We start from the raw sequence: 18,193 nt of genomic DNA on the forward strand, positions 1-18,193 counted from the left end.
CGATAAGGTGATCATCATGTCTTCACGAGTAAAGCACTTCAGCCTACTGTTTTTTCTACTTTTAACGTCGTTTTCATCACTGGCCTCGCGCCAGGTTACCGATCAGTTAGGTCGCGAAGTGACTATTCCTGACCAGGTTGATCGCGTGGTAGTACTACAACATCAGACGCTTAATCTGCTGGTTCAGCTTGATGCGACGCAAACCATGGTTGGTATTTTAAGCAACTGGAAACAGCAGCTGGGCGATAATTATCAGCGGCTGGTACCGGCCTTAAACAGCATTCCATTGCTGGGTGATTTAACCCACGTCGACCTGGAAAAACTGGTCGCGCTACATCCGCAGGTGGTGTTTGTTACTAACTACGCACCGCAGGAGATGATTGATCAAATCTCGCAGTTGGGCATCCCGGTGATCGCCATTTCCCTGCATGCAGGGAATGCGCAGCACCAGAATCAGCTGAATCCCTCGTGGCAGGATGACGATCGGGCATACGATGAAGGTCTTAAAGACGGTATCCGCCTGATTGGCAAAGTGGTGAATCGCCAGCAGCAGGCGGAAGATCTAATTCAGGCTGCCTTTGCGCAACGGGCGGTAATCACTGAGCGATTAAAGGATATTGCGCCCCAGCAGCGCATTCGTGTCTATATGGCTAATCCCGAACTCACGACCTATGGATCCGGGAAATATACCGGCCTGATGATGTCGCATGCTGGCGCACTTAATGTTGCCGCCGCAACGGTCAAAGGCTACAAACAAGTGGCGATGGAGCAAGTGCTGAAATGGAATCCACAGGTGATCTTTGTTCAGGATCGCTATCCGCAGGTGCCGGCAGAGATCAACAACAGCAAGCAATGGCAGGCGATTGACGCGGTAAAAAATCATCGGGTCTATCTGATGCCAGAGTACGCCAAAGCGTGGGGCTATCCGATGCCGGAAGCAATCGGACTGGGTGAACTCTGGATGGCTAAAAAACTCTATCCGCAGAGATTTGCCGATATTGATATGCAGAAGCTGGCGCAGCAGTGGTATCAACGCTTTTATCGTAGTAACTATCAGGGTTTTAACTAGTCTCAGACAGCGGGGGACTGGCAGCTGACAGATTGCGCAAAATTTGGCCGGCACTGATGGCTGACCAGACTCTGCGCATATTGACTATCCGGCGGCTAAGCGCCGATTTTGACGTTTAACCGGCTCGCTGTCACAAACGGCTGTCATTCGCCTGACGCAGCAGCGTTCGACTCTCCACCAGGAAGCTTTTGGCATAATCACCAAACCAATGCTCTACCCGGCGGAAACTGTCGATAAATGCCTGCTTATCGCCCTGCTCCAACAGCGTGATAGCTTCGCCAAATCGCTGATGATAGCGTTTGATCAGTTCAAGATTGCGGCCTGAAGACATAATAATGTCTGCGTACAGCTGCGGATCCTGAGCAAACAGACGCCCGACCATCGCCAGTTCCAGACGATAAATGGGTGAGGACAGCGCCAGAAGCTGTTCCAGATTAACATTCTCTTCTGCCAGATGCAGACCATAAGCAAAGGTCGCGAAGTGGCGCAAAGCCTGGATAAACGCCATATTCTGGTCGTGTTCAACGGCGCTGATACGGTGCAAACGCGCGCCCCAGACCTGAATCTGTTCCAGCAGCCACTGATAAGCCTCCGGCTGACGACCGTCACACCAGACGACCAGCTGCTTCGCCAGGCTGCCGCTGTCCGGGCCAAACATCGGGTGCAACCCCAGAACCGGGCCACTGTGCGCCGCCAGCATCGCCTGCAACGGACGATTTTTTACCGATGCCAGATCCACCAGAATACAGTCATCCGGCAGTTTTGGCAGTTCGGCAATCACTTGCTCAGTCAGATGAATCGGCACGCTGATAATTACCATGCCCGCATCACTGAGCAGGGCTTCTGCTTGTTCCCAGTCGCCCTTATCCAGAATTTTCACCTGATAACCCGACAGGGTCAGCATCTTTTCAAACAGCCGCCCCATCTGCCCTCTGCCCCCGACGATCACCACCGGACGCAGTTCAGGACAGAGAGTTTTGAAACCTTTATCATTTTCGCTTGAGTAGGATTCGCGCATTACACGACGCAATACATCCTCAATTAAATCAGGCGGCACACCCAGTGTTTCCGCCTCTTTACGCCGCGAAGCCAGCATTGAAGCTTCGCGTTCAGGAACATAAATCGGTAATCCGTAACGGCTTTTAACTTCGCCAACTTCGGCAACCAGTTCCAGTCGTCTGGCCAGCAGATCGAGCAGCGCTTTATCAACTTCATCAATTTGATCGCGTAGCGCGGTCAGTTCAGCCACCATAATTAAACCTCTTGTGACAGACGCGCCGTCAGCACTCCAGCCAGATTCTGATGGATATTACGCAGCAGCGTTTCGGTAGACGCCCAGTTGATGCAAGCATCGGTAACGGAAACACCGTGGCGCATCGCGCTGCGTGGCTGTTCAGATGACTGATTTCCTTCATTAATGTTGCTTTCCAGCATCAGACCGATAATTGAACGGTTGCCATCCTTGATCTGCGCTATTGCAGACTCAGCCACGCCGGGCTGACGACGATAGTCTTTGTTTGAGTTGCCATGACTGCAATCTATCATCAAGGATGGACGGAGTCCCGCCTGAAGCATCTCTTTTTCACACTGCGCAACATCTTCCGGGCCGTAGTTTGGTGCTTTACCACCGCGCAGAATGACGTGACCATCCGGGTTGCCTTTGGTCTGCAACAGACAAACCTGCCCCGCCTGGTTGATGCCAACAAAACGGTGTGGCATTGCCGCAGCACGCATCGCATTGATTGCCGTACCCAGGCTGCCGTCAGTACCATTTTTAAAGCCAACCGGCATCGACAGGCCAGAGGCCATTTCACGGTGCGTTTGCGATTCGGTGGTACGCGCGCCGATCGCTGACCAGCTGAACAGATCGCCAAGATATTGCGGACTGTTAGGATCGAGCGCTTCAGTCGCCAATGGCAGACCCATTTCCACCAGGTTCAGCAACAAGCGACGCGCAATGTGCAGACCGGCTTCCATATCAAATGAGTTATCCATATAAGGATCGTTGATCAGCCCTTTCCAACCGACGGTGGTACGAGGCTTTTCAAAATAGACGCGCATAACGATATACAGCTGATCCTTCAACTGCTCAGAGAGATCTTTTAAATAACGGGCATATTCCAACGCAGCTTCAGGATCGTGAATTGAACAAGGTCCGCATACCACCAGCAGGCGATGATCTTTACCGCTGATAATGTCAGAAATGGTCTGACGGGAAGCAGCAATCTGCGCTTCCAGCTGGGCATTTAGCGGAAACTGTTTTTTCAGCTCTTCCGGAGTAATCAATATCTGTTCGTCGGCGATATGAACATTATTCAGCGCGTCTTTTTGCATGATCCTGATCCTTTCTCACTCGTTTATGCGTTCGTTAAGATCCTCAATGAGGTAGGGATTACTTTACCATATAACGTAAAGCCTGCAATCCACATATGTACACTTTATTTACCACTCAATTAAACTCAACCGATCTTTTTCATATAATAATTTATTAATCAATAGTTTATTGCATGGCAAACCAAGAAATGGACCGTAAAGATATAATTACAGTTGTTTTTTATATCATGAGCATCAGCCGAAAAAAACGCTTTTAAATCTGCAACCTGCATCACGATCGCAATCTTTCCTTCATCCTTCTATGATGTAAAGCAGAGCGGACAACCTACTATCATTTATGCCGGAGATATCATGAATATACACCTTCGTCCTTTTGCGATGCAGGATGCCGCTGCTTTTGAACAGGCGGTGAATGAGTCACTGGACAGCCTGTTGCCGTGGATGGTCTGGGCGCATGCGGGTTACAGTGAACAGGATGCTCGTGAGTGGTTTGCTTTTACTGCGATGCAGCGCAGTAAAGGCGAGGCGGATGAGTTTGGCATTTACGATGATGAAGGTCATCTGTTAGGTGGAGCCGGCCTGCGCTATGCGCGCGATAAATTCAGCTTACCGGCAATCGGCTACTGGGTTCGCAGCAGTCACCAGCGTAGGGGAATTGCCCGTCAGGCGGTCAGCGACCTTGCAGCGCTGGCTTTCCGATGCGCAGAAGTGAACACCGTCGAGATTCTGGCGGCAGAAGCCAACCTTGCCAGCCGGGCGGTAGCCAAAGCCAGTGGCGCAGAGTTTATTGATATGCGCTATGGCTTAATCATTCTCGATAGCGGCCCGGTTAATACCGCTATTTATCATTTACGCCGCAGGCATCAGGCTGCGCAGTGAATGGATCTGCTGCCCCTCTGCGCTGAAGTTCTGCGGATCAAGCCATGTACTGATTGCCAGATTAATCGCTGGCCATTCGCTGTCAATAATCGACAACCAGTCCGTATCGCGGTTGCGATTATTGCGCGCCATCATCTGACGAAATCGTCCTTCCCAGCGAAATCCCAGACGCTCGGCCGCCACTCGCGAGGGGGCATTCAATGAATCACATTTCCATTCGCAACGGCGATCACCGCTCGCGGTGGCGACAACACCGGTTGCCAGTCAGGTAATGCTTCACCGATGGGTTGCTGGTACTGATTGATTCGCTGCATACAAAGCCTCAGTTTGTGGATGTGTCGTTGCCATTAATGTGACAGCACTGAGCGGTTACTACCAGAAAAAAAAAGGGGCTGACCAGTCGGTCAACCCCTTGTTTGCTATTAACTTTTGGATGCAGCGTAAGCTGTATCTTAGTTAAGACGCTCTTTGATACGAGCTGACTTACCAGTACGCTCACGCAGGTAGTACAGTTTGGCTTTACGCACAGCGCCACGACGTTTAACAGTAATGCTGTCGATTACTGGTGAGTGAGTCTGGAATACACGCTCAACACCTTCGCCGTTGGAAATCTTACGAACAGTGAATGCAGAGTGCAGACCGCGGTTACGAATAGCGATAACCACGCCCTCGAATGCCTGCAGACGTTTTTTAGAACCTTCAACGACCCATACTTTCACTTCCACGGAATCACCCGGACGGAATGAAGGTACGTCCTGTTTCATCTGCTCTTGTTCAATTTGCTTAATAATGTTGCTCATAATAAATCTCTTATCCTGGGTAAACTGATATTTAAGGAGGTTAGCGATACGCTTAACCTACCGCATCATCGTTTTGGTGCATGGTGAATTCCTGTTGGAACTCTGCCAGCAACCTTGCTTGCTCTTCAGTCAGAGCCAGGTTTTCCAGAAGTTCAGGTCTTCTAAGCCAGGTACGGCCCAGCGACTGTTTCAGGCGCCAGCGGCGAATATCAGCATGGTTGCCCGACAGTAAAACTGACGGAACTTCCATCCCTTCCAACACCTCAGGCCGGGTGTAGTGCGGACAATCCAGCAAACCATCAGAAAACGAATCTTCTTCGGCTGAGGCTTGTTTGCCCAGTACGCCTGGAATAAACCGGGATACTGAATCAATCAAGGTCATTGCTGGCAGCTCGCCACCACTGAGAACGTAATCACCTATAGACCACTCTTCGTCGATCTCGGTTTTAATTACGCGCTCATCAATCCCTTCATAGCGACCACATACCAGAATTAACTTCTGGTTAGTCGCCAGTTCGCAAACGCCATTCTGGTCAAGTTTGCGCCCCTGAGGTGAAAGATAAATCACCTTAGCACCTTCTCCTGCCGCCGCTTTTGCTGCGTGGATGGCATCCCGTAAGGGTTGAACCATCATTAGCATTCCCGGTCCGCCGCCGTAAGGACGTTCGTCTACGGTACGGTGCCGGTCATGAGTGAAATCACGAGGACTCCAGCTCTGAATGCTGAGCAGGCCATTTTTTACTGCCCGGCCAGTTACCCCGTAGTCGGTAATCGCGCGAAACATCTCTGGAAAAAGGCTGATTATACCAATCCACATCGATGGAGCTGCCTGCTTACCGCTTTGTTCGGAGGTCAAAAACCAGGATCCCAATCTACTTCGATGGTGCCGGTAGTGAGATCGACATTCTTGATAACCTGTTCATCAAGAAACGGAATTAACCGCTCCTTCGCACCGAAGGCATCTTTCAGGTTTGCCTGCACGACGAGAACGTCGTTAGAACCGGTTTCCATCAACTCAGTGACTTTACCCAGCTCATAGCCTTTAGTGGTGACAACCTGGCAACCGATAAGGTCTTTCCAGTAATAGTCACCGCTATCCAGCTCTGGCAATTGCTCGGAATCGACCACAATTTCGCAATTGGTGTAGAGTCCTGCAGCATCACGATCGTCAATGCCTTTGACTTTGATGATCAGATCCTGATTGTGGCGCTTCCAGCCTTCCAGCTCGATAAGCTGCCATTGACCCGCACGTTGAATAAACCACGGCTGATAGTCAAAAATGCTTTCGGCGTCTTCGGTGGAGGAAAACACTTTGAGCCAACCACGGATACCGTATGCCGCACCCATTTTGCCGAGAATAAGCGGCTTAACAGGGGGCTGGGCGGCGAGTTGCTTGCTCATGTTGACCACCGTGACAGATTAAGCTGCTTTTTTAGCTTGCTTGATCAGCGCGTTAACGCGATCAGAAAGCGTTGCGCCCTGGCCAACCCAGTGCTCAATACGGTCCAGATCCAGACGCAGTGCTTCAGCCTGACCAGAAGCGATCGGGTTGAAAAAGCCTACGCGCTCGATAAAGCGACCGTTACGTGCATTACGGCTGTCAGTTACGACTACCTGATAGAACGGACGCTTTTTAGCGCCGTGACGTGCCAAACGAATTGTTACCATAACATCCTCTTTAGTTAATAAAACAACCGGGCCCCATCGAGGAACGGGGCCCAGCTGCAATATAAAAAGCCCGAAAATTTTACTCATTTTGGCGCAAAAAGCAATCTAAAGCTCACTATCCTTTTACGCTATGATATTTCGGACCCTGTTAGCGACCAGGAAATCCTGGTGGCATCATACCTTTCATACCGCGCATCATTTTCGCCATGCCGCCTTTCTTCATCTTCTTCATCATGCGCTGCATGTCGTCGAACTGCTTCAGCAGGCGGTTGACGTCCTGCACTTGCATACCGGAACCGGTGGCAATACGGCGTTTACGCGAACCTTTAATGATTTCTGGCTTCTCACGCTCTTTACGCGTCATCGAGTTGATCATCGCTTCCATGCGTACCAGAACTTTGTCATCCATCTGCGATTTCACATTATCGGGTAACTGGCCCATACCTGGCAGTTTACCCATCAGGCTGGCCATACCACCCATGTTGCGCATCTGCTTCAGCTGCTCAAGAAAATCGTTCAGGTCAAAACCATCACCTTTCTTCAGCTTACTGGCCAGTTTTTCCGCCTGTGCGCGGTCAACTTTGCTTTCAATATCTTCAATCAGTGACAGCACGTCACCCATACCGAGAATGCGCGACGCAATACGGTCCGGATAGAACGGCTCAAGGGCTTCGGTTTTTTCGCCGACACCCATAAATTTAATCGGTTTACCGGTGATGTGACGAATCGACAGCGCCGCACCACCACGTGCATCACCGTCAACTTTGGTCAGTACCACACCGGTCAGCGGCAGCGCTTCATTAAACGCTTTCGCGGTATTTGCCGCATCCTGACCGGTCATTGCATCGACGACAAACAGGGTTTCTACCGGATTAATCGCGGCGTGTACCTGTTTGATTTCGTCCATCATTGCTTCATCAACGTGTAAACGACCGGCGGTATCCACCAGCAGCACATCGTAGAATTTCAGTTTCGCTTGTTGCAGCGCATTGTTAACGATATCGACCGGTTTCTGGCTGAGGTCAGAAGGGCAGAAATCCACCCCAACCTGTTCGGCCAGCGTTTCCAGCTGACGAATTGCCGCCGGACGATAGACGTCAGCAGAGACCACCAGCACTTTCTTTTTATGCTTCTCGCGCAGGAACTTACCCAGCTTCGCTACGCTGGTGGTTTTACCCGCCCCCTGCAAACCGGCCATCAGCACTACCGCCGGCGGCTGTGCAGCCAGATTCAGGGTGTTATTTTCATCACCCATCGCCGCGACCAGTTCGTTCTTAACGATCTTGACGAATTCCTGGCCTGGCGTCAGGCTTTTATTAACTTCATGACCTACCGCGCGCTCTTTGACGCGATTAATAAAGTCACGAACCACCGGCAGCGCTACGTCCGCCTCCAGCAGCGCCATGCGCACTTCGCGCAGGGTTTCTTTAATGTTCTCTTCGGTCAGCCTTCCGCGGCCACTGATATTGCGCAGGGTCTGCGACAAACGATCGGTTAAATTATCAAACATTGTCTCTCGCTCAACGTCGTATAAGAGAGGCCGCACAGGCGACACAATTCGGCGGATTATAACACGAAGCGATGGCGATCTCTGCAATCGGCGATGAGATCGTTTGGTGCATGCTGCCGCTGGCGCTATACTGCTGTTTTTCTTAACGGCCGGTACCTGACAACATCTATGTTCGTATTCGCGATTGTGGCGCTTTTCGCCTACTCACTCAGCCTTGCCCTGATCATCCCAAGCCTGGTCCGTAAAAACAGCGCATGGCGGCGTCTGGCGGTTATTTCTGCCTGCGTTGCATTGGTTGCTCACGGCGTTGCGCTGGAGCAGCGGATATTTGGCATGGAGGGTGGCCAGAATCTCAGCCTGCTGAACATTGGCTCACTGGTCAGCTTGCTGATCTGTACCATTATGACGATTGTGGCTTCGCGCAATCGTGGCTGGATGCTGTTGCCGATCATCTATAGCTTTGCGTTGATTAACCTCGCGTTTGCGACATTTGTTCCCAATGCCTTTATCACACACCTGGAAACCACGCCGGGGATGATGATCCATATTGGTCTGGCGCTGCTGGCTTATGCCACGCTGATTATCGCCGCACTGTATGCGCTACAGCTGGCGTGGATCGATTATCAGCTGAAAAATAAAAAGCTCGCATTCAGCAATGATATGCCACCATTGATGGTCATTGAGCGCAAAATGTTCCACATTACCCAGGTTGGTGTCGTGTTGCTGACGCTGGTGTTGTGCACCGGTCTGTTCTTTATGCAGGATCTTTTCAGCCGCGAAAACGTCGACAAAGCGGTGCTGTCGATTATCGCCTGGTTTGTTTATATCGTATTACTCTGGGGCCATTATCATGAGGGCTGGCGCGGTCGTCGCGTCGTCTGGTTTAACTGCGGCGGCGCACTGTTGCTGACCATGGCCTATTTTGGTAGCCGCGTCCTGCAACACCTCATGTCCTGACCTCTCACCACAAGGAATTGCTGCGTTGGAACATGTTTCAACCACTACCCTGATCATCACGCTGGTGATCATGGTGCTCGTCTCAGCCTACTTCTCCAGTTCAGAAACCGGGATGATGATGCTCAACCGTTATCGCCTGAGGCATCAGGCGAAAAATGGAAATCGTGCTGCTCGCCGCGTTGAGAAGCTGTTACGTCGTCCCGATCGTCTGATAAGCCTGGTGCTGATCGGTAATAACCTCGTTAATATCCTCGCCTCCTCACTGGCGACGATTGTCGGCATGCGCCTGTACGGTGATGCCGGCGTCGCCATCGCAACCGGTATTCTGACCTTTGTGGTACTGGTGTTTGCTGAGGTGCTGCCGAAAACCATCGCGGCGGTCTACCCTGAAAAGGTGGCTTTTCCCAGCAGTTTGCTGTTGGGGCCGCTACAGATCATTATGTTGCCGCTGGTCTGGCTGCTGAATACCATCACGCGCATCCTGATGCGCATGGTCGGTATGAAAGTTGACGGCGCGATCAGCGCCGCGCTGAGCAAAGATGAGCTGCGTACCATTGTGCATGAGTCGCGTACCCTGATGTCGAGCCGCAATCAGGATATGCTGCTGTCGGTACTGGATCTGGAGAAAGTCAGTGTTGATGACATCATGGTGCCGCGCAATGAGATTGTCGGCATCAACGTCAACGACGACTGGAAAGCGATTGTGCGCCAGCTAACCCACTCGCCTCACGGCCGCATTGTGCTGTACCGTGATTCGCTTGATGACGCAATCAGCATGCTGCGCGTGCGCGAAGCCTATCGCATGATGACCGAGAAGAAAGAGTTCACCAAAGAGAATCTGTTGCGCGCCGCGGACGAAATTTACTATGTCCCGGAAGGTACGCCGCTGAATGTGCAACTGGTGAAGTTCCAGCGCAACAAAAAGAAAGCCGGGCTGGTGATTGATGAATACGGTGATATTAAAGGGCTGGTGACGATCGAAGACATTCTTGAAGAGATTGTCGGGGATTTTACCACCTCAATGTCACCGACGCTGGCGGAAGAAGTGATGCCACAGAATGATGGCTCGGTACTGGTCGAAGGCAGCACTAACGTACGGGAACTGAATAAAGCCTTTAACTGGAACCTGCCGGAAGAGGAAGCGCGTACCGTTAACGGCATGCTGCTGGAAGCGCTGGAAGAGATACCGTCAGCTGGCACCACCATCCAGTTAGGTGGCTACGCCATCGATATTCTTGATGTGCAGGAAAATATGGTCAAACAGATCAAAATCACTCCGCAGAAACCGCTGAAGCAGTCGGTCGGTTCATAATCTGTCATCCATTAAAAAAGGCGACCTCAGGGTCGCCTTTTTTGCCTGTGCAAATCATCGGCATAGACGACGAAAACGCCGCTCCTGCCCGTTTTCTCTGAAGAGAAAACTAGATATGCAGTTCTTGCAGTTTCTCTTTCGGCAGCGCCAGTTCGTCGTTATGGTTGACGCGGATTTCGCTGTCAACGATATGACGCGCAATCTCCTGCGCTTCATCCAGCGAGTGCATTTCGTAAGTTCCGCACTGATACTCGTTCAGTTCCGGGATCTTACGCTGGTCAGTCACTTTCAACACATCGCTCATCGCCGCTTTCCAGGCATCGGCAACGCGCTGCTCATCCGGCGTACCAATCAGGCTCATGTAAAAACCAGTGCGGCATCCCATTGGGGAAATATCGATGATTTCCACACCGTCGCCGTTCAGGTGATTACGCATAAAGCCAGCAAACAGGTGCTCCAGCGTATGAATACCCCGCTCCGGCATCACTTCTTTATTCGGCTTGCAGAAACGCAGGTCGAAAACAGTGATGGCATCGCCGTGCGGCGTATTCATGGTTTTCGCAACGCGTACCGCAGGTGCGGCCATGATCGTATGATCAACAGTAAAACTATCCAGTAGTGGCATACAGTCACCTCCTGTTTAAGAAAATTTAAAAATAAATGAAACTTTTCTGCTCGCCGTGCGTCTGAGTAAGTGAAAGACGCGCATTTTGTTATCATCATCCCTGACAACAGAGATGTTAATTTGGCCACAGTGATGTGGCCTTTTTCTTTTCTAGCCCGCCTTAGTGGCGAGAAATTCTTCAAAACTTATTGTATCGCTCTCTTCGATCTGCTGCTGACTCGCTCGCGAACGCTCGGCTTCCTGCGCAAACTGCTGCTCAGTCAACACTTCTAAAGGCTCTTCAGCCAGCAACTGACGATATTGCTCCGCCAGCGCCAGACCGCTGCCACCAAGGCCATTTTCCTTCATCGCATGCAGAATTCGGGCTGAATAGGTCAGTTCAGGATCGTCAAACGACGCGACCAGCTGATCGCAGACTTCCTGATAACGACGATCGCCCTGATTACCATCGAGAGTTTCCGCCACACGACGCAGATCGCCAAACAGTTGTTTGCCCACGTCGAGCAACGGTTGCTGAGCGGTTTCGCAGCCCATGCCGATAGTCTGCCCCGGCTTGCGCCCTTCGAGAATGACACGATTCCAGTTCTGCCGGCTGCACAGCAGCTCTTCGCTGCTCATTTCCGGCGCATCAGCCAGAGTACACCAAATCAGGAAAAGATCGAGGAAACGCACCTGGTCGGCATCCACGCCAATCGGTGAGAACGGATTAATATCCAGCGAACGCACTTCAATATATTCAATACCGCCGCGCAGCAGCGCATCGGAGGGCGCTTCACCCGACTTAGTCACGCGTTTCGGACGCACTGGCGCATACAGTTCGTTTTCGATCTGCAGCACATTGGTGTTCAGCTGCAAATAATCGCCATTTTTATCTTTCAGGCCGATTTCAGCATACTGCTCTGAAGGCGTTTTAATCGCGTTCTTTAACGCGGTGACGTAATCCGGCAGATTGTTAAAGGTGATACCAAGGCTGTTCTGCGACTTGTTGGTATAGCCCAGATCGCTCAGGCGTAACGACGTGGCGTAAGGCATATACAGCATGCCCTTATCGCTGCGCTCAAACGGCAGGCTGCTCTCTTTACCCTGTAAAAATGAAGAACAGATCGCCGGAGAGGCACCAAACAGATAAGGAATAATCCAGCCGAAACGGTAATAGTTACGGATCAGCCGCAAATAGCCGTCAGAGATCGCCTCTTTGCCGCTCTCGCTATCTTTTACCCCCGCCCACTCCTGCCAGAACGACAGCGGCAGCGAAAAGTTATAGTGCACGCCGGAGATGGTTTGCATCAGCGCGCCATAGCGATTTTTCAGCCCCTGACGATATAAGGTCTTCATACGACCAATATTGGAACTGCCGTACTGTGCCAGTTCAATATTATCGCTTTCATCGATAAAGCACGGCATGCTGAATGGCCACATGCGCTCTTCACCAATATCACGTGATACATGGCGGTGGATATCACGCAGAAACGCCAGCAGGCGATCGATATCCTGCTCAACCGGGGTAATAAATTCCAGCAGCGTCTCAGCGAAATCGGTCGTGATCCATTTATGGGTCAGCGCTGAGCCGAGAGAGTCGGGATGTCCGGTAGTTGCCAGATGACCATCTGGTTTAACACGCAGCGTTTCACGTTCAATACCGCGGCCAATGCCATTTAACGCGTTGGGATGAGCTTCCAGCCAGGAAAGCGCTTGTGATACGTCCGGGATCAAATTGACCTCCCGCTCAGAGAAAAATTATTATTGTTCAGCATAATGTTAACCGTAGCCCTGAATCAGCGAGAATCAATGCCACCACTCCATGCCCTGTAAGGTTGCAAACGCAACCACTATGTAACGTAGTGTCTTACCGATAGCCAGATACAGTACTACCGGAAACCACGAAAAGCGCAGCCAGCCAGCAATAACGCATAACAGGTCGCCAATCACCGGTAGCCAGCTAAATAATAGCGCTGCTGGCCCTAAGCGGTGCAACCACGTCATTGCTGTGGCATGCCATCGTCCTTGCTGTTTTTGTGGCAGTAAGCGACCAATAACGATATTGGTCAAACCACCCAGTGTGTTTCCCAGTGCGGCGATACCAATCAAGCTCACCACTGATGACTTACCGGCAATCAACAGCGCCGCCAGCAACACTTCAGAACTTCCCGGAAGCAGCGTGGCACTCAGAAAGCTACTGGCAAACAGTGACCCCCAGGTCAGCCATTCATTCACAGTAAACGGACATCAACAACATCCATGCCGGCAGCCTTTGCCGCCTGCAGGCCAAAATCGGCATCCTCAAACACCACACATTTGCCCGGCTCGACGCCCATCAGCTGTGCGCAAAGTAAGAATGTATCCGGTTCCGGCTTATGACGCGTAACATCATCAGCACCGACAATCACGTCAAAACAGTCGCGAATACCTAAATGACGCAGTAATCTGTCGGCCATCTCATGCTCACTGCCGGTACCGACCGCCATTGGTCGTCGGCCGTGATACGCCTTTACCACTTCAACCAGCGGCAACGGCTCTACCGAATCCAGCAACATTTTGTCGAGAGCAGCGGTTTTCTCCGCCGCCAATACATAAGGATCAAGATCTGTCTTATTGCTGGCAATAATCATTTCAGCAATGCGCCAGCTGGGAGAACCGTTAAGGCCAATCATAGCCGTTTCGTCAAAGGTCATGCCGTAGCGGGCCAGCACCTGATGCCAGGCTTTGCGATGCGTCGGCTCCGTATCCAAAATGGTGCCATCCATATCGAAAATCAAGCCGTCATAACGATCGTACATGTTCTCTCCAGCCATTGAATCAATGAGCCTTTTACTTTATCGCAAAGTGCCCGGATTGTCGCTGTCAGCGATTAACAGCAAATGCTTTGAAAGCAATCGGGAATTGACGATGAGATTAAAAGTGTATGGGGCAGAACAGGGCTGGTATGGGAATTCTGATAACAACAGGGATTGAAGGACAAGACGTTAAGGAGAGGAAACAAAACCAGGGGAATATGGTGCATCCGGGAGGATTCGAACCTCCGACCGCTCGGTTCGTAGCCGAGTACTCTATCCAGCTGAGCTACGGATGCATCGGAAAAGCATGTTGAAAAGTGACTGCAGGATACTGATTAATGCTAAACAATATGGTGCATCCGGGAGGATTCGAACCTCCGACCGCTCGGTTCGTAGCCGAGTACTCTATCCAGCTGAGCTACGGATGCATCGGAAAAGCAATTTGGGAGATAATGCGACTGACCTGAGGGAATACCAGAGAATGGTGCATCCGGGAGGATTCGAACCTCCGACCGCTCGGTTCGTAGCCGAGTACTCTATCCAGCTGAGCTACGGATGCATTGCTAATTCTTGTATAACGCAGGGTGCCAACTACTCACCTTGATACGCGCTGCTAACACGATATCGAAATTCTCGCTACTCAGTAGTTAATACTACTTCGTAGTATGGTGCATCCGGGAGGATTCGAACCTCCGACCGCTCGGTTCGTAGCCGAGTACTCTATCCAGCTGAGCTACGGATGCATCAGTAATGGCGGTGAGGGAGGGATTCGAACCCTCGATGCAGCTTTTGACCGCATACTCCCTTAGCAGGGGAGCGCCTTCAGCCTCTCGGCCACCTCACCATACGCGTTCTTTCGAACTGCACCGCTGAACTTGTTTCTGCTCATCGGCACTGCGTGGCGCACATATTACTTTCCCGCACTTATAAGTCAAACAATTTTTCCGAGCTATTTGTTTGTTTGCACAAATCACAGTCAATTTGACCACTTTGACGACAAAAAGAGTGATTTATCAACTAAAAAGCGCTGATGCAGTTCACAAAAACAGGACGGTGACTTTATTGAGAAAGAAAAGAAATCGCGGGAAATAGCAGGAAAACCGGTAGCGCCTCGCTAAAACAGCGAGGCGCAGGATCCGTTAGTAACTCGTAGGCTGAGTTTTTTCGGCCTGAATACGCTGATAGATCTCTTCGCGATGTACCGAAACTTCTTTAGGGGCGTTCACACCGATGCGAACCTGGTTACCCTTAACCCCCAGCACTGTTACAGTCACCTCATCACCGATCATGAGGGTTTCACCAACTCGACGAGTTAGAATTAGCATTCTTTGCTCCTTGAAAGATTAAAAGAGTCGGGTTTGTAGAGTTCCCGGCAATATCCATCATATAACGCTGAACATAGACTATGACAAATAACGCATTGCTCATCATCACGCCAATACATTCTGCTGATACATAGTTTAGCCGAAATACACTACATCAACCTGACTTTATGATTACAGGGTGCGCAGCATCTGGAAAATCACCGGGATTTTGCCACCCCGGCGCTCTCCGACATTGCATTTTTTATCGTTACAGTTTTGCAGCAACCCATGACTCGACGCCAGCCAGTGCAGCAGGCAGCGCCTGTGCATCGGTACCGCCTGCCTGGGCCATATCAGGGCGTCCACCACCTTTACCGCCAACCTGTTGGGCTAACGCACCAACCAGCTCACCCGCTTTCACACGGTCGGTAAGGTCTTTTGTCACCCCGGCAATCAGGGATACTTTACCTTCTGCTACCGTTGCCAGCACAATGATTGCCGAACCGAGCTGATTTTTCAGATCGTCGACCATCGTACGCAGCATTTTAGGTTCAACATTGCTCAGTTCGCTAACCAGCAATTTTGCCCCTTTAACTTCAACCGCTTTACTGCTCAGTGAAGCACTCTCCTGCGCAGCTTGCTGGTCTTTCAACTGCTGTAATTCTTTCTCCAGCAGTCGTACATGCTCAATAACCGAACGCACTTTCTCATTCAGGTTACTGTTGTTGGCTTTAACCAGATGCGCAATATCCTGCAGCTGCTCGCTCTGCGCATGCATCTGTGCCAATGCACCCTCACCGGTAACCGCCTCAACGCGACGTACACCGGCAGCTGTTCCTGACTCAGAGGTAATGCGGAACAGGCCAATATCACCCGTACGGCTGGCGTGAGTTCCACCACACAGCTCGGTAGAGAAGTCTCCCATGCTCAGCACGCGAACCTGGTCATCATATTTCTCACCGAACAGCGCCATTGCACCCTTCGCTTTCGCCTCTTCCAGCTCCATGATATTGGTGTCTACTGCAAGATTACGCCGAATTTGTGCGTTGACAATATCTTCCACCTGACGAATTTGTTCAGGTTTCATCGCTTCGAAGTGAGAGAAGTCAAAGCGCAGATATTTATCATTAACCAGCGAGCCTTTCTGCGCGACGTGATCGCCGAGAACCTGGCGAAGTGCAGCATGCAGCAAATGCGTTGCAGAGTGATTCAGGCGAATGCGCGCACGACGCGCTTCATCAACCTGTGCATTAAGGCGTTCACCGACGCGTAGCTGGCCTGAAACCAGTTTGCCGACGTGGCCAATAGCCTGACCGTACTTCTGGGTATCGTTCACCGCAAAATGCGCCGCCGTTCCCTTCAGTTCACCGGTATCGCCAACCTGTCCACCTGATTCACCATAGAATGGCGTCTCATCAAGCACAATCACCCCTTCCTGACCTGCGGTGATTTCATCTGCCTGCTGACCATCAACAAAGATCGCCTTCACGGTGGCGTTCAGTTCCAGCTGGTCATAACCTTTAAAAGCAGAGGCGGAATCAATACGGATTACATTATTGTAATCCGTACCGAAGCCGCTGGCATCACGTGCCCGGCGACGCTGTTGCTCCATCGCCCGCTCAAAGCCGGCTTCGTCGATTTTCAGATTGCGCTCACGACAAACATCCGCGGTTAAATCCACCGGGAAACCAAAAGTGTCGTAGAGACGGAAGACGGTGTCGCCATCCAGCGTATCGCCTTCCAGCTTAGCCAGCTCGTCATCCAGCAGCGCCAAACCACGCTCCAGCGTTTTAGCAAACTGCTCTTCTTCGGTTTTCAGCACCAGCTCAACTTGCGACTGCTGCTGCTTCAGTTCTTCACCTGCACTGCCCATCACATCAATCAGTGGCGCAACCAGCTTGTAGAAGAAAGTGCCGGTTGCACCGAGCATATTTCCGTGACGCACTGCGCGACGAATAATACGGCGCAGCACATAGCCCCGGTTTTCGTTTGACGGGATGACGCCATCAGCAATCAGGAAGGCACAGGAACGGATATGGTCGGCTATCACGCGCAGTGATTTATTCGACAAATCGGTAGCGCCGGTAACCTGAGCGACTGATTTTATCAGTTTCTCAAACAGGTCGATTTCATAGTTGGAGTTAACGTGTTGCAGAACTGCGGTAATACGCTCAAGGCCCATACCGGTATCAACCGAAGGTTTTGGCAATGGCAGCATAGTGCCATCGGCCTGACGGTTGAACTGCATAAAGACGATATTCCAGATTTCAATATAACGATCGCCATCTTCCTCTGGAGAGCCAGGTGGGCCACCCCAGATATGATCGCCATGGTCAAAAAAGATCTCGGTACAGGGACCACAAGGGCCGGTATCGCCCATCTGCCAGAAGTTGTCTGACGCGTAGGCTCCGCCTTTGTTATCACCGATGCGGATAATACGCTCGCGCGGCACACCCACTTCTTTTTCCCAGATGGCGAACGCTTCGTCATCAGTTTCGTAAACGGTCACCCACAGACGATCTTTCGGCAGATTAAACCACTGCTCACTGGTCAATAGTTCCCAGGCAAAAGCGATAGCTTCATGTTTGAAGTAGTCGCCGAAGCTGAAGTTGCCCAGCATCTCAAAGAAAGTGTGGTGACGTGCGGTATAACCGACGTTTTCAAGATCGTTATGCTTACCACCGGCACGCACGCAGCGCTGCGAAGTCGTGGCACGCGTATAATTACGCTTGTCCTGACCGAGGAAAACGTCTTTAAACTGGTTCATCCCGGCGTTAGTAAACAGTAACGTAGGGTCGTTATTGGGTACGAGGGAGCTACTGGCTACAACCTGATGTCCCTTGCTATGAAAAAAGTCGAGAAACGCCTGACGGATCTCAGCAGTGCTCTTGCTCATAATTGTCCTGGAATCACGCTAACGAACGTTCCGTGTATCTTGCAACGCGAACCAGCCTTATGGCA

At 51.2% G+C, this 18,193-nt stretch carries 17 protein-coding genes, 5 tRNA genes and 1 pseudogene; 4 read left to right on the plus strand and 19 right to left on the minus strand.

Translation table 11 applies throughout. The features are described from left to right. The first annotated feature begins 16 nt into the window (after positions 1 to 16). On the plus strand, positions 17 to 1,069 hold the full coding sequence (locus RIN69_RS17485) for an ABC transporter substrate-binding protein (RefSeq protein ID WP_313853381.1): 1,053 nt from the start codon (positions 17 to 19) through the stop codon (positions 1,067 to 1,069). Between the two features lie 130 nt (positions 1,070 to 1,199). Here RIN69_RS17485 and tyrA read toward each other — a convergent pair whose 3' ends face one another. Further along, positions 1,200 to 2,321, minus strand: a complete 1,122-nt coding sequence (gene tyrA / locus RIN69_RS17490) for a bifunctional chorismate mutase/prephenate dehydrogenase (RefSeq protein ID WP_313853383.1) — start codon at positions 2,319 to 2,321, stop codon at positions 1,200 to 1,202. 2 nt (positions 2,322 to 2,323) lie between these two features. Continuing rightward, positions 2,324 to 3,403 carry a 3-deoxy-7-phosphoheptulonate synthase gene (locus tag RIN69_RS17495; protein ID WP_313853385.1) on the minus strand — a complete coding sequence of 360 codons (1,080 nt, stop codon included), beginning with the start codon at positions 3,401 to 3,403 and terminating at the stop codon, positions 2,324 to 2,326. A 351-nt stretch (positions 3,404 to 3,754) separates the two neighbouring features. On the opposite strand from RIN69_RS17495, the gene RIN69_RS17500 reads away from it, so the two are divergent. Continuing rightward, positions 3,755 to 4,282, plus strand: a complete 528-nt coding sequence (locus tag RIN69_RS17500; protein ID WP_313853387.1) for a GNAT family N-acetyltransferase — start codon at positions 3,755 to 3,757, stop codon at positions 4,280 to 4,282. Here the strand turns inward: RIN69_RS17500 and RIN69_RS17505 are convergent. The 6 genes and pseudogenes from RIN69_RS17505 to ffh form a co-directional block, all read right to left on the minus strand. Continuing rightward, positions 4,253 to 4,528 (minus strand): annotated as a pseudogene (locus RIN69_RS17505) (GNAT family N-acetyltransferase); the annotation flags it as partial. The gene RIN69_RS17500 and the pseudogene RIN69_RS17505 sit on opposite strands and share 30 nt — an antisense overlap. 206 nt (positions 4,529 to 4,734) lie before the next feature. Then, complete coding sequence (gene rplS, locus RIN69_RS17510) at positions 4,735 to 5,082, minus strand: 50S ribosomal protein L19 (protein ID WP_031374778.1); 348 nt, start codon at positions 5,080 to 5,082, stop codon at positions 4,735 to 4,737. A 52-nt stretch (positions 5,083 to 5,134) separates the two neighbouring features. Further along, the gene (trmD, locus tag RIN69_RS17515) at positions 5,135 to 5,899 is read right to left on the minus strand and encodes a tRNA (guanosine(37)-N1)-methyltransferase TrmD (protein WP_313853390.1); all 765 of its coding nucleotides are present in this window, start codon (positions 5,897 to 5,899) and stop codon (positions 5,135 to 5,137) included. Positions 5,900 to 5,934: 35 nt separating this feature from the next. After that, a complete protein-coding gene (gene rimM, locus RIN69_RS17520; protein WP_313853392.1) occupies positions 5,935 to 6,483 on the minus strand; it encodes a ribosome maturation factor RimM in 549 nt (182 codons plus the stop codon). 18 nt (positions 6,484 to 6,501) lie between these two features. Beyond that, positions 6,502 to 6,750 (minus strand): 30S ribosomal protein S16, encoded by a 249-nt coding sequence (gene rpsP / locus RIN69_RS17525; protein ID WP_012442365.1) that lies wholly within the window; start codon positions 6,748 to 6,750, stop codon positions 6,502 to 6,504. 148 nt (positions 6,751 to 6,898) lie between these two features. Further along, on the minus strand, positions 6,899 to 8,260 hold the full coding sequence (gene ffh, locus RIN69_RS17530) for a signal recognition particle protein (protein WP_313853395.1): 1,362 nt from the start codon (positions 8,258 to 8,260) through the stop codon (positions 6,899 to 6,901). A 168-nt stretch (positions 8,261 to 8,428) separates the two neighbouring features. Between ffh and RIN69_RS17535 the strand changes: the two genes are divergently transcribed. Further along, positions 8,429 to 9,217 (plus strand): cytochrome C assembly family protein, encoded by a 789-nt coding sequence (locus RIN69_RS17535; RefSeq protein ID WP_052900044.1) that lies wholly within the window; start codon positions 8,429 to 8,431, stop codon positions 9,215 to 9,217. A gap of 25 nt (positions 9,218 to 9,242) precedes the next feature. After that, positions 9,243 to 10,529 (plus strand): HlyC/CorC family transporter, encoded by a 1,287-nt coding sequence (locus RIN69_RS17540; RefSeq protein WP_313853397.1) that lies wholly within the window; start codon positions 9,243 to 9,245, stop codon positions 10,527 to 10,529. A gap of 109 nt (positions 10,530 to 10,638) precedes the next feature. On the opposite strand, the gene luxS is transcribed toward RIN69_RS17540, so the two are convergent. The 11 genes from luxS to alaS form a co-directional block, all read right to left on the minus strand. Next, complete coding sequence (gene luxS / locus RIN69_RS17545) at positions 10,639 to 11,154, minus strand: S-ribosylhomocysteine lyase (protein WP_313853399.1); 516 nt, start codon at positions 11,152 to 11,154, stop codon at positions 10,639 to 10,641. A gap of 150 nt (positions 11,155 to 11,304) precedes the next feature. Continuing rightward, on the minus strand, positions 11,305 to 12,867 hold the full coding sequence (gene gshA / locus RIN69_RS17550; RefSeq protein WP_313853401.1) for a glutamate--cysteine ligase: 1,563 nt from the start codon (positions 12,865 to 12,867) through the stop codon (positions 11,305 to 11,307). Between the two features lie 72 nt (positions 12,868 to 12,939). Continuing rightward, positions 12,940 to 13,368, minus strand: coding sequence for a YqaA family protein (locus RIN69_RS17555; RefSeq protein ID WP_313853402.1), 429 nt, complete (start codon positions 13,366 to 13,368; stop codon positions 12,940 to 12,942). After that, the gene (gene yqaB, locus RIN69_RS17560; protein ID WP_313853404.1) at positions 13,365 to 13,931 is read right to left on the minus strand and encodes a fructose-1-phosphate/6-phosphogluconate phosphatase; all 567 of its coding nucleotides are present in this window, start codon (positions 13,929 to 13,931) and stop codon (positions 13,365 to 13,367) included. The genes RIN69_RS17555 and yqaB overlap by 4 nt, the downstream gene beginning before the upstream one ends. A gap of 216 nt (positions 13,932 to 14,147) precedes the next feature. After that, positions 14,148 to 14,224, minus strand: a tRNA-Arg gene (locus tag RIN69_RS17565). Positions 14,225 to 14,279: 55 nt separating this feature from the next. Continuing rightward, positions 14,280 to 14,356: transfer RNA gene (locus RIN69_RS17570), tRNA-Arg, on the minus strand. 54 nt (positions 14,357 to 14,410) lie between these two features. Then, positions 14,411 to 14,487: transfer RNA gene (locus RIN69_RS17575), tRNA-Arg, on the minus strand. Positions 14,488 to 14,594: 107 nt separating this feature from the next. Continuing rightward, positions 14,595 to 14,671: transfer RNA gene (locus RIN69_RS17580), tRNA-Arg, on the minus strand. A gap of 8 nt (positions 14,672 to 14,679) precedes the next feature. Beyond that, positions 14,680 to 14,772 (minus strand) — tRNA-Ser (locus RIN69_RS17585). A 295-nt stretch (positions 14,773 to 15,067) separates the two neighbouring features. Further along, positions 15,068 to 15,253: a carbon storage regulator CsrA gene (csrA, locus tag RIN69_RS17590; RefSeq protein ID WP_026112062.1), complete on the minus strand. Its 186-nt coding sequence runs from the start codon at positions 15,251 to 15,253 to the stop codon at positions 15,068 to 15,070. Positions 15,254 to 15,500: 247 nt separating this feature from the next. After that, positions 15,501 to 18,128 carry an alanine--tRNA ligase gene (gene alaS, locus RIN69_RS17595; RefSeq protein ID WP_313853405.1) on the minus strand — a complete coding sequence of 876 codons (2,628 nt, stop codon included), beginning with the start codon at positions 18,126 to 18,128 and terminating at the stop codon, positions 15,501 to 15,503. Positions 18,129 to 18,193: the final 65 nt, after the last annotated feature.

The organism is Winslowiella toletana (genome assembly GCF_032164335.1).
GTDB classification, from domain to species: Bacteria; Pseudomonadota; Gammaproteobacteria; order Enterobacterales; family Enterobacteriaceae; genus Erwinia; species Erwinia toletana_A.

Coding starts and splice junctions, on each gene's coding strand:
- trmD (WP_313853390.1), bottom strand. CDS start 5,899: ATGTGGATTGGTATAATCAGCCTTTTTCCAGAGATGTTTCGCGCGATT.
- ffh (WP_313853395.1), bottom strand. CDS start 8,260: ATGTTTGATAATTTAACCGATCGTTTGTCGCAGACCCTGCGCAATATC.
- luxS (WP_313853399.1), bottom strand. CDS start 11,154: ATGCCACTACTGGATAGTTTTACTGTTGATCATACGATCATGGCCGCA.
- alaS (WP_313853405.1), bottom strand. CDS start 18,128: ATGAGCAAGAGCACTGCTGAGATCCGTCAGGCGTTTCTCGACTTTTTT.
- RIN69_RS17500 (WP_313853387.1), top strand. CDS start 3,755: ATGAATATACACCTTCGTCCTTTTGCGATGCAGGATGCCGCTGCTTTT.
- rimM (WP_313853392.1), bottom strand. CDS start 6,483: ATGAGCAAGCAACTCGCCGCCCAGCCCCCTGTTAAGCCGCTTATTCTC.
- yqaB (WP_313853404.1), bottom strand. CDS start 13,931: ATGTACGATCGTTATGACGGCTTGATTTTCGATATGGATGGCACCATT.
- rpsP (WP_012442365.1), bottom strand. CDS start 6,750: ATGGTAACAATTCGTTTGGCACGTCACGGCGCTAAAAAGCGTCCGTTC.
- RIN69_RS17535 (WP_052900044.1), top strand. CDS start 8,429: ATGTTCGTATTCGCGATTGTGGCGCTTTTCGCCTACTCACTCAGCCTT.
- csrA (WP_026112062.1), bottom strand. CDS start 15,253: ATGCTAATTCTAACTCGTCGAGTTGGTGAAACCCTCATGATCGGTGAT.
- rplS (WP_031374778.1), bottom strand. CDS start 5,082: ATGAGCAACATTATTAAGCAAATTGAACAAGAGCAGATGAAACAGGAC.
- RIN69_RS17495 (WP_313853385.1), bottom strand. CDS start 3,403: ATGCAAAAAGACGCGCTGAATAATGTTCATATCGCCGACGAACAGATA.
- tyrA (WP_313853383.1), bottom strand. CDS start 2,321: ATGGTGGCTGAACTGACCGCGCTACGCGATCAAATTGATGAAGTTGAT.
- RIN69_RS17485 (WP_313853381.1), top strand. CDS start 17: ATGTCTTCACGAGTAAAGCACTTCAGCCTACTGTTTTTTCTACTTTTA.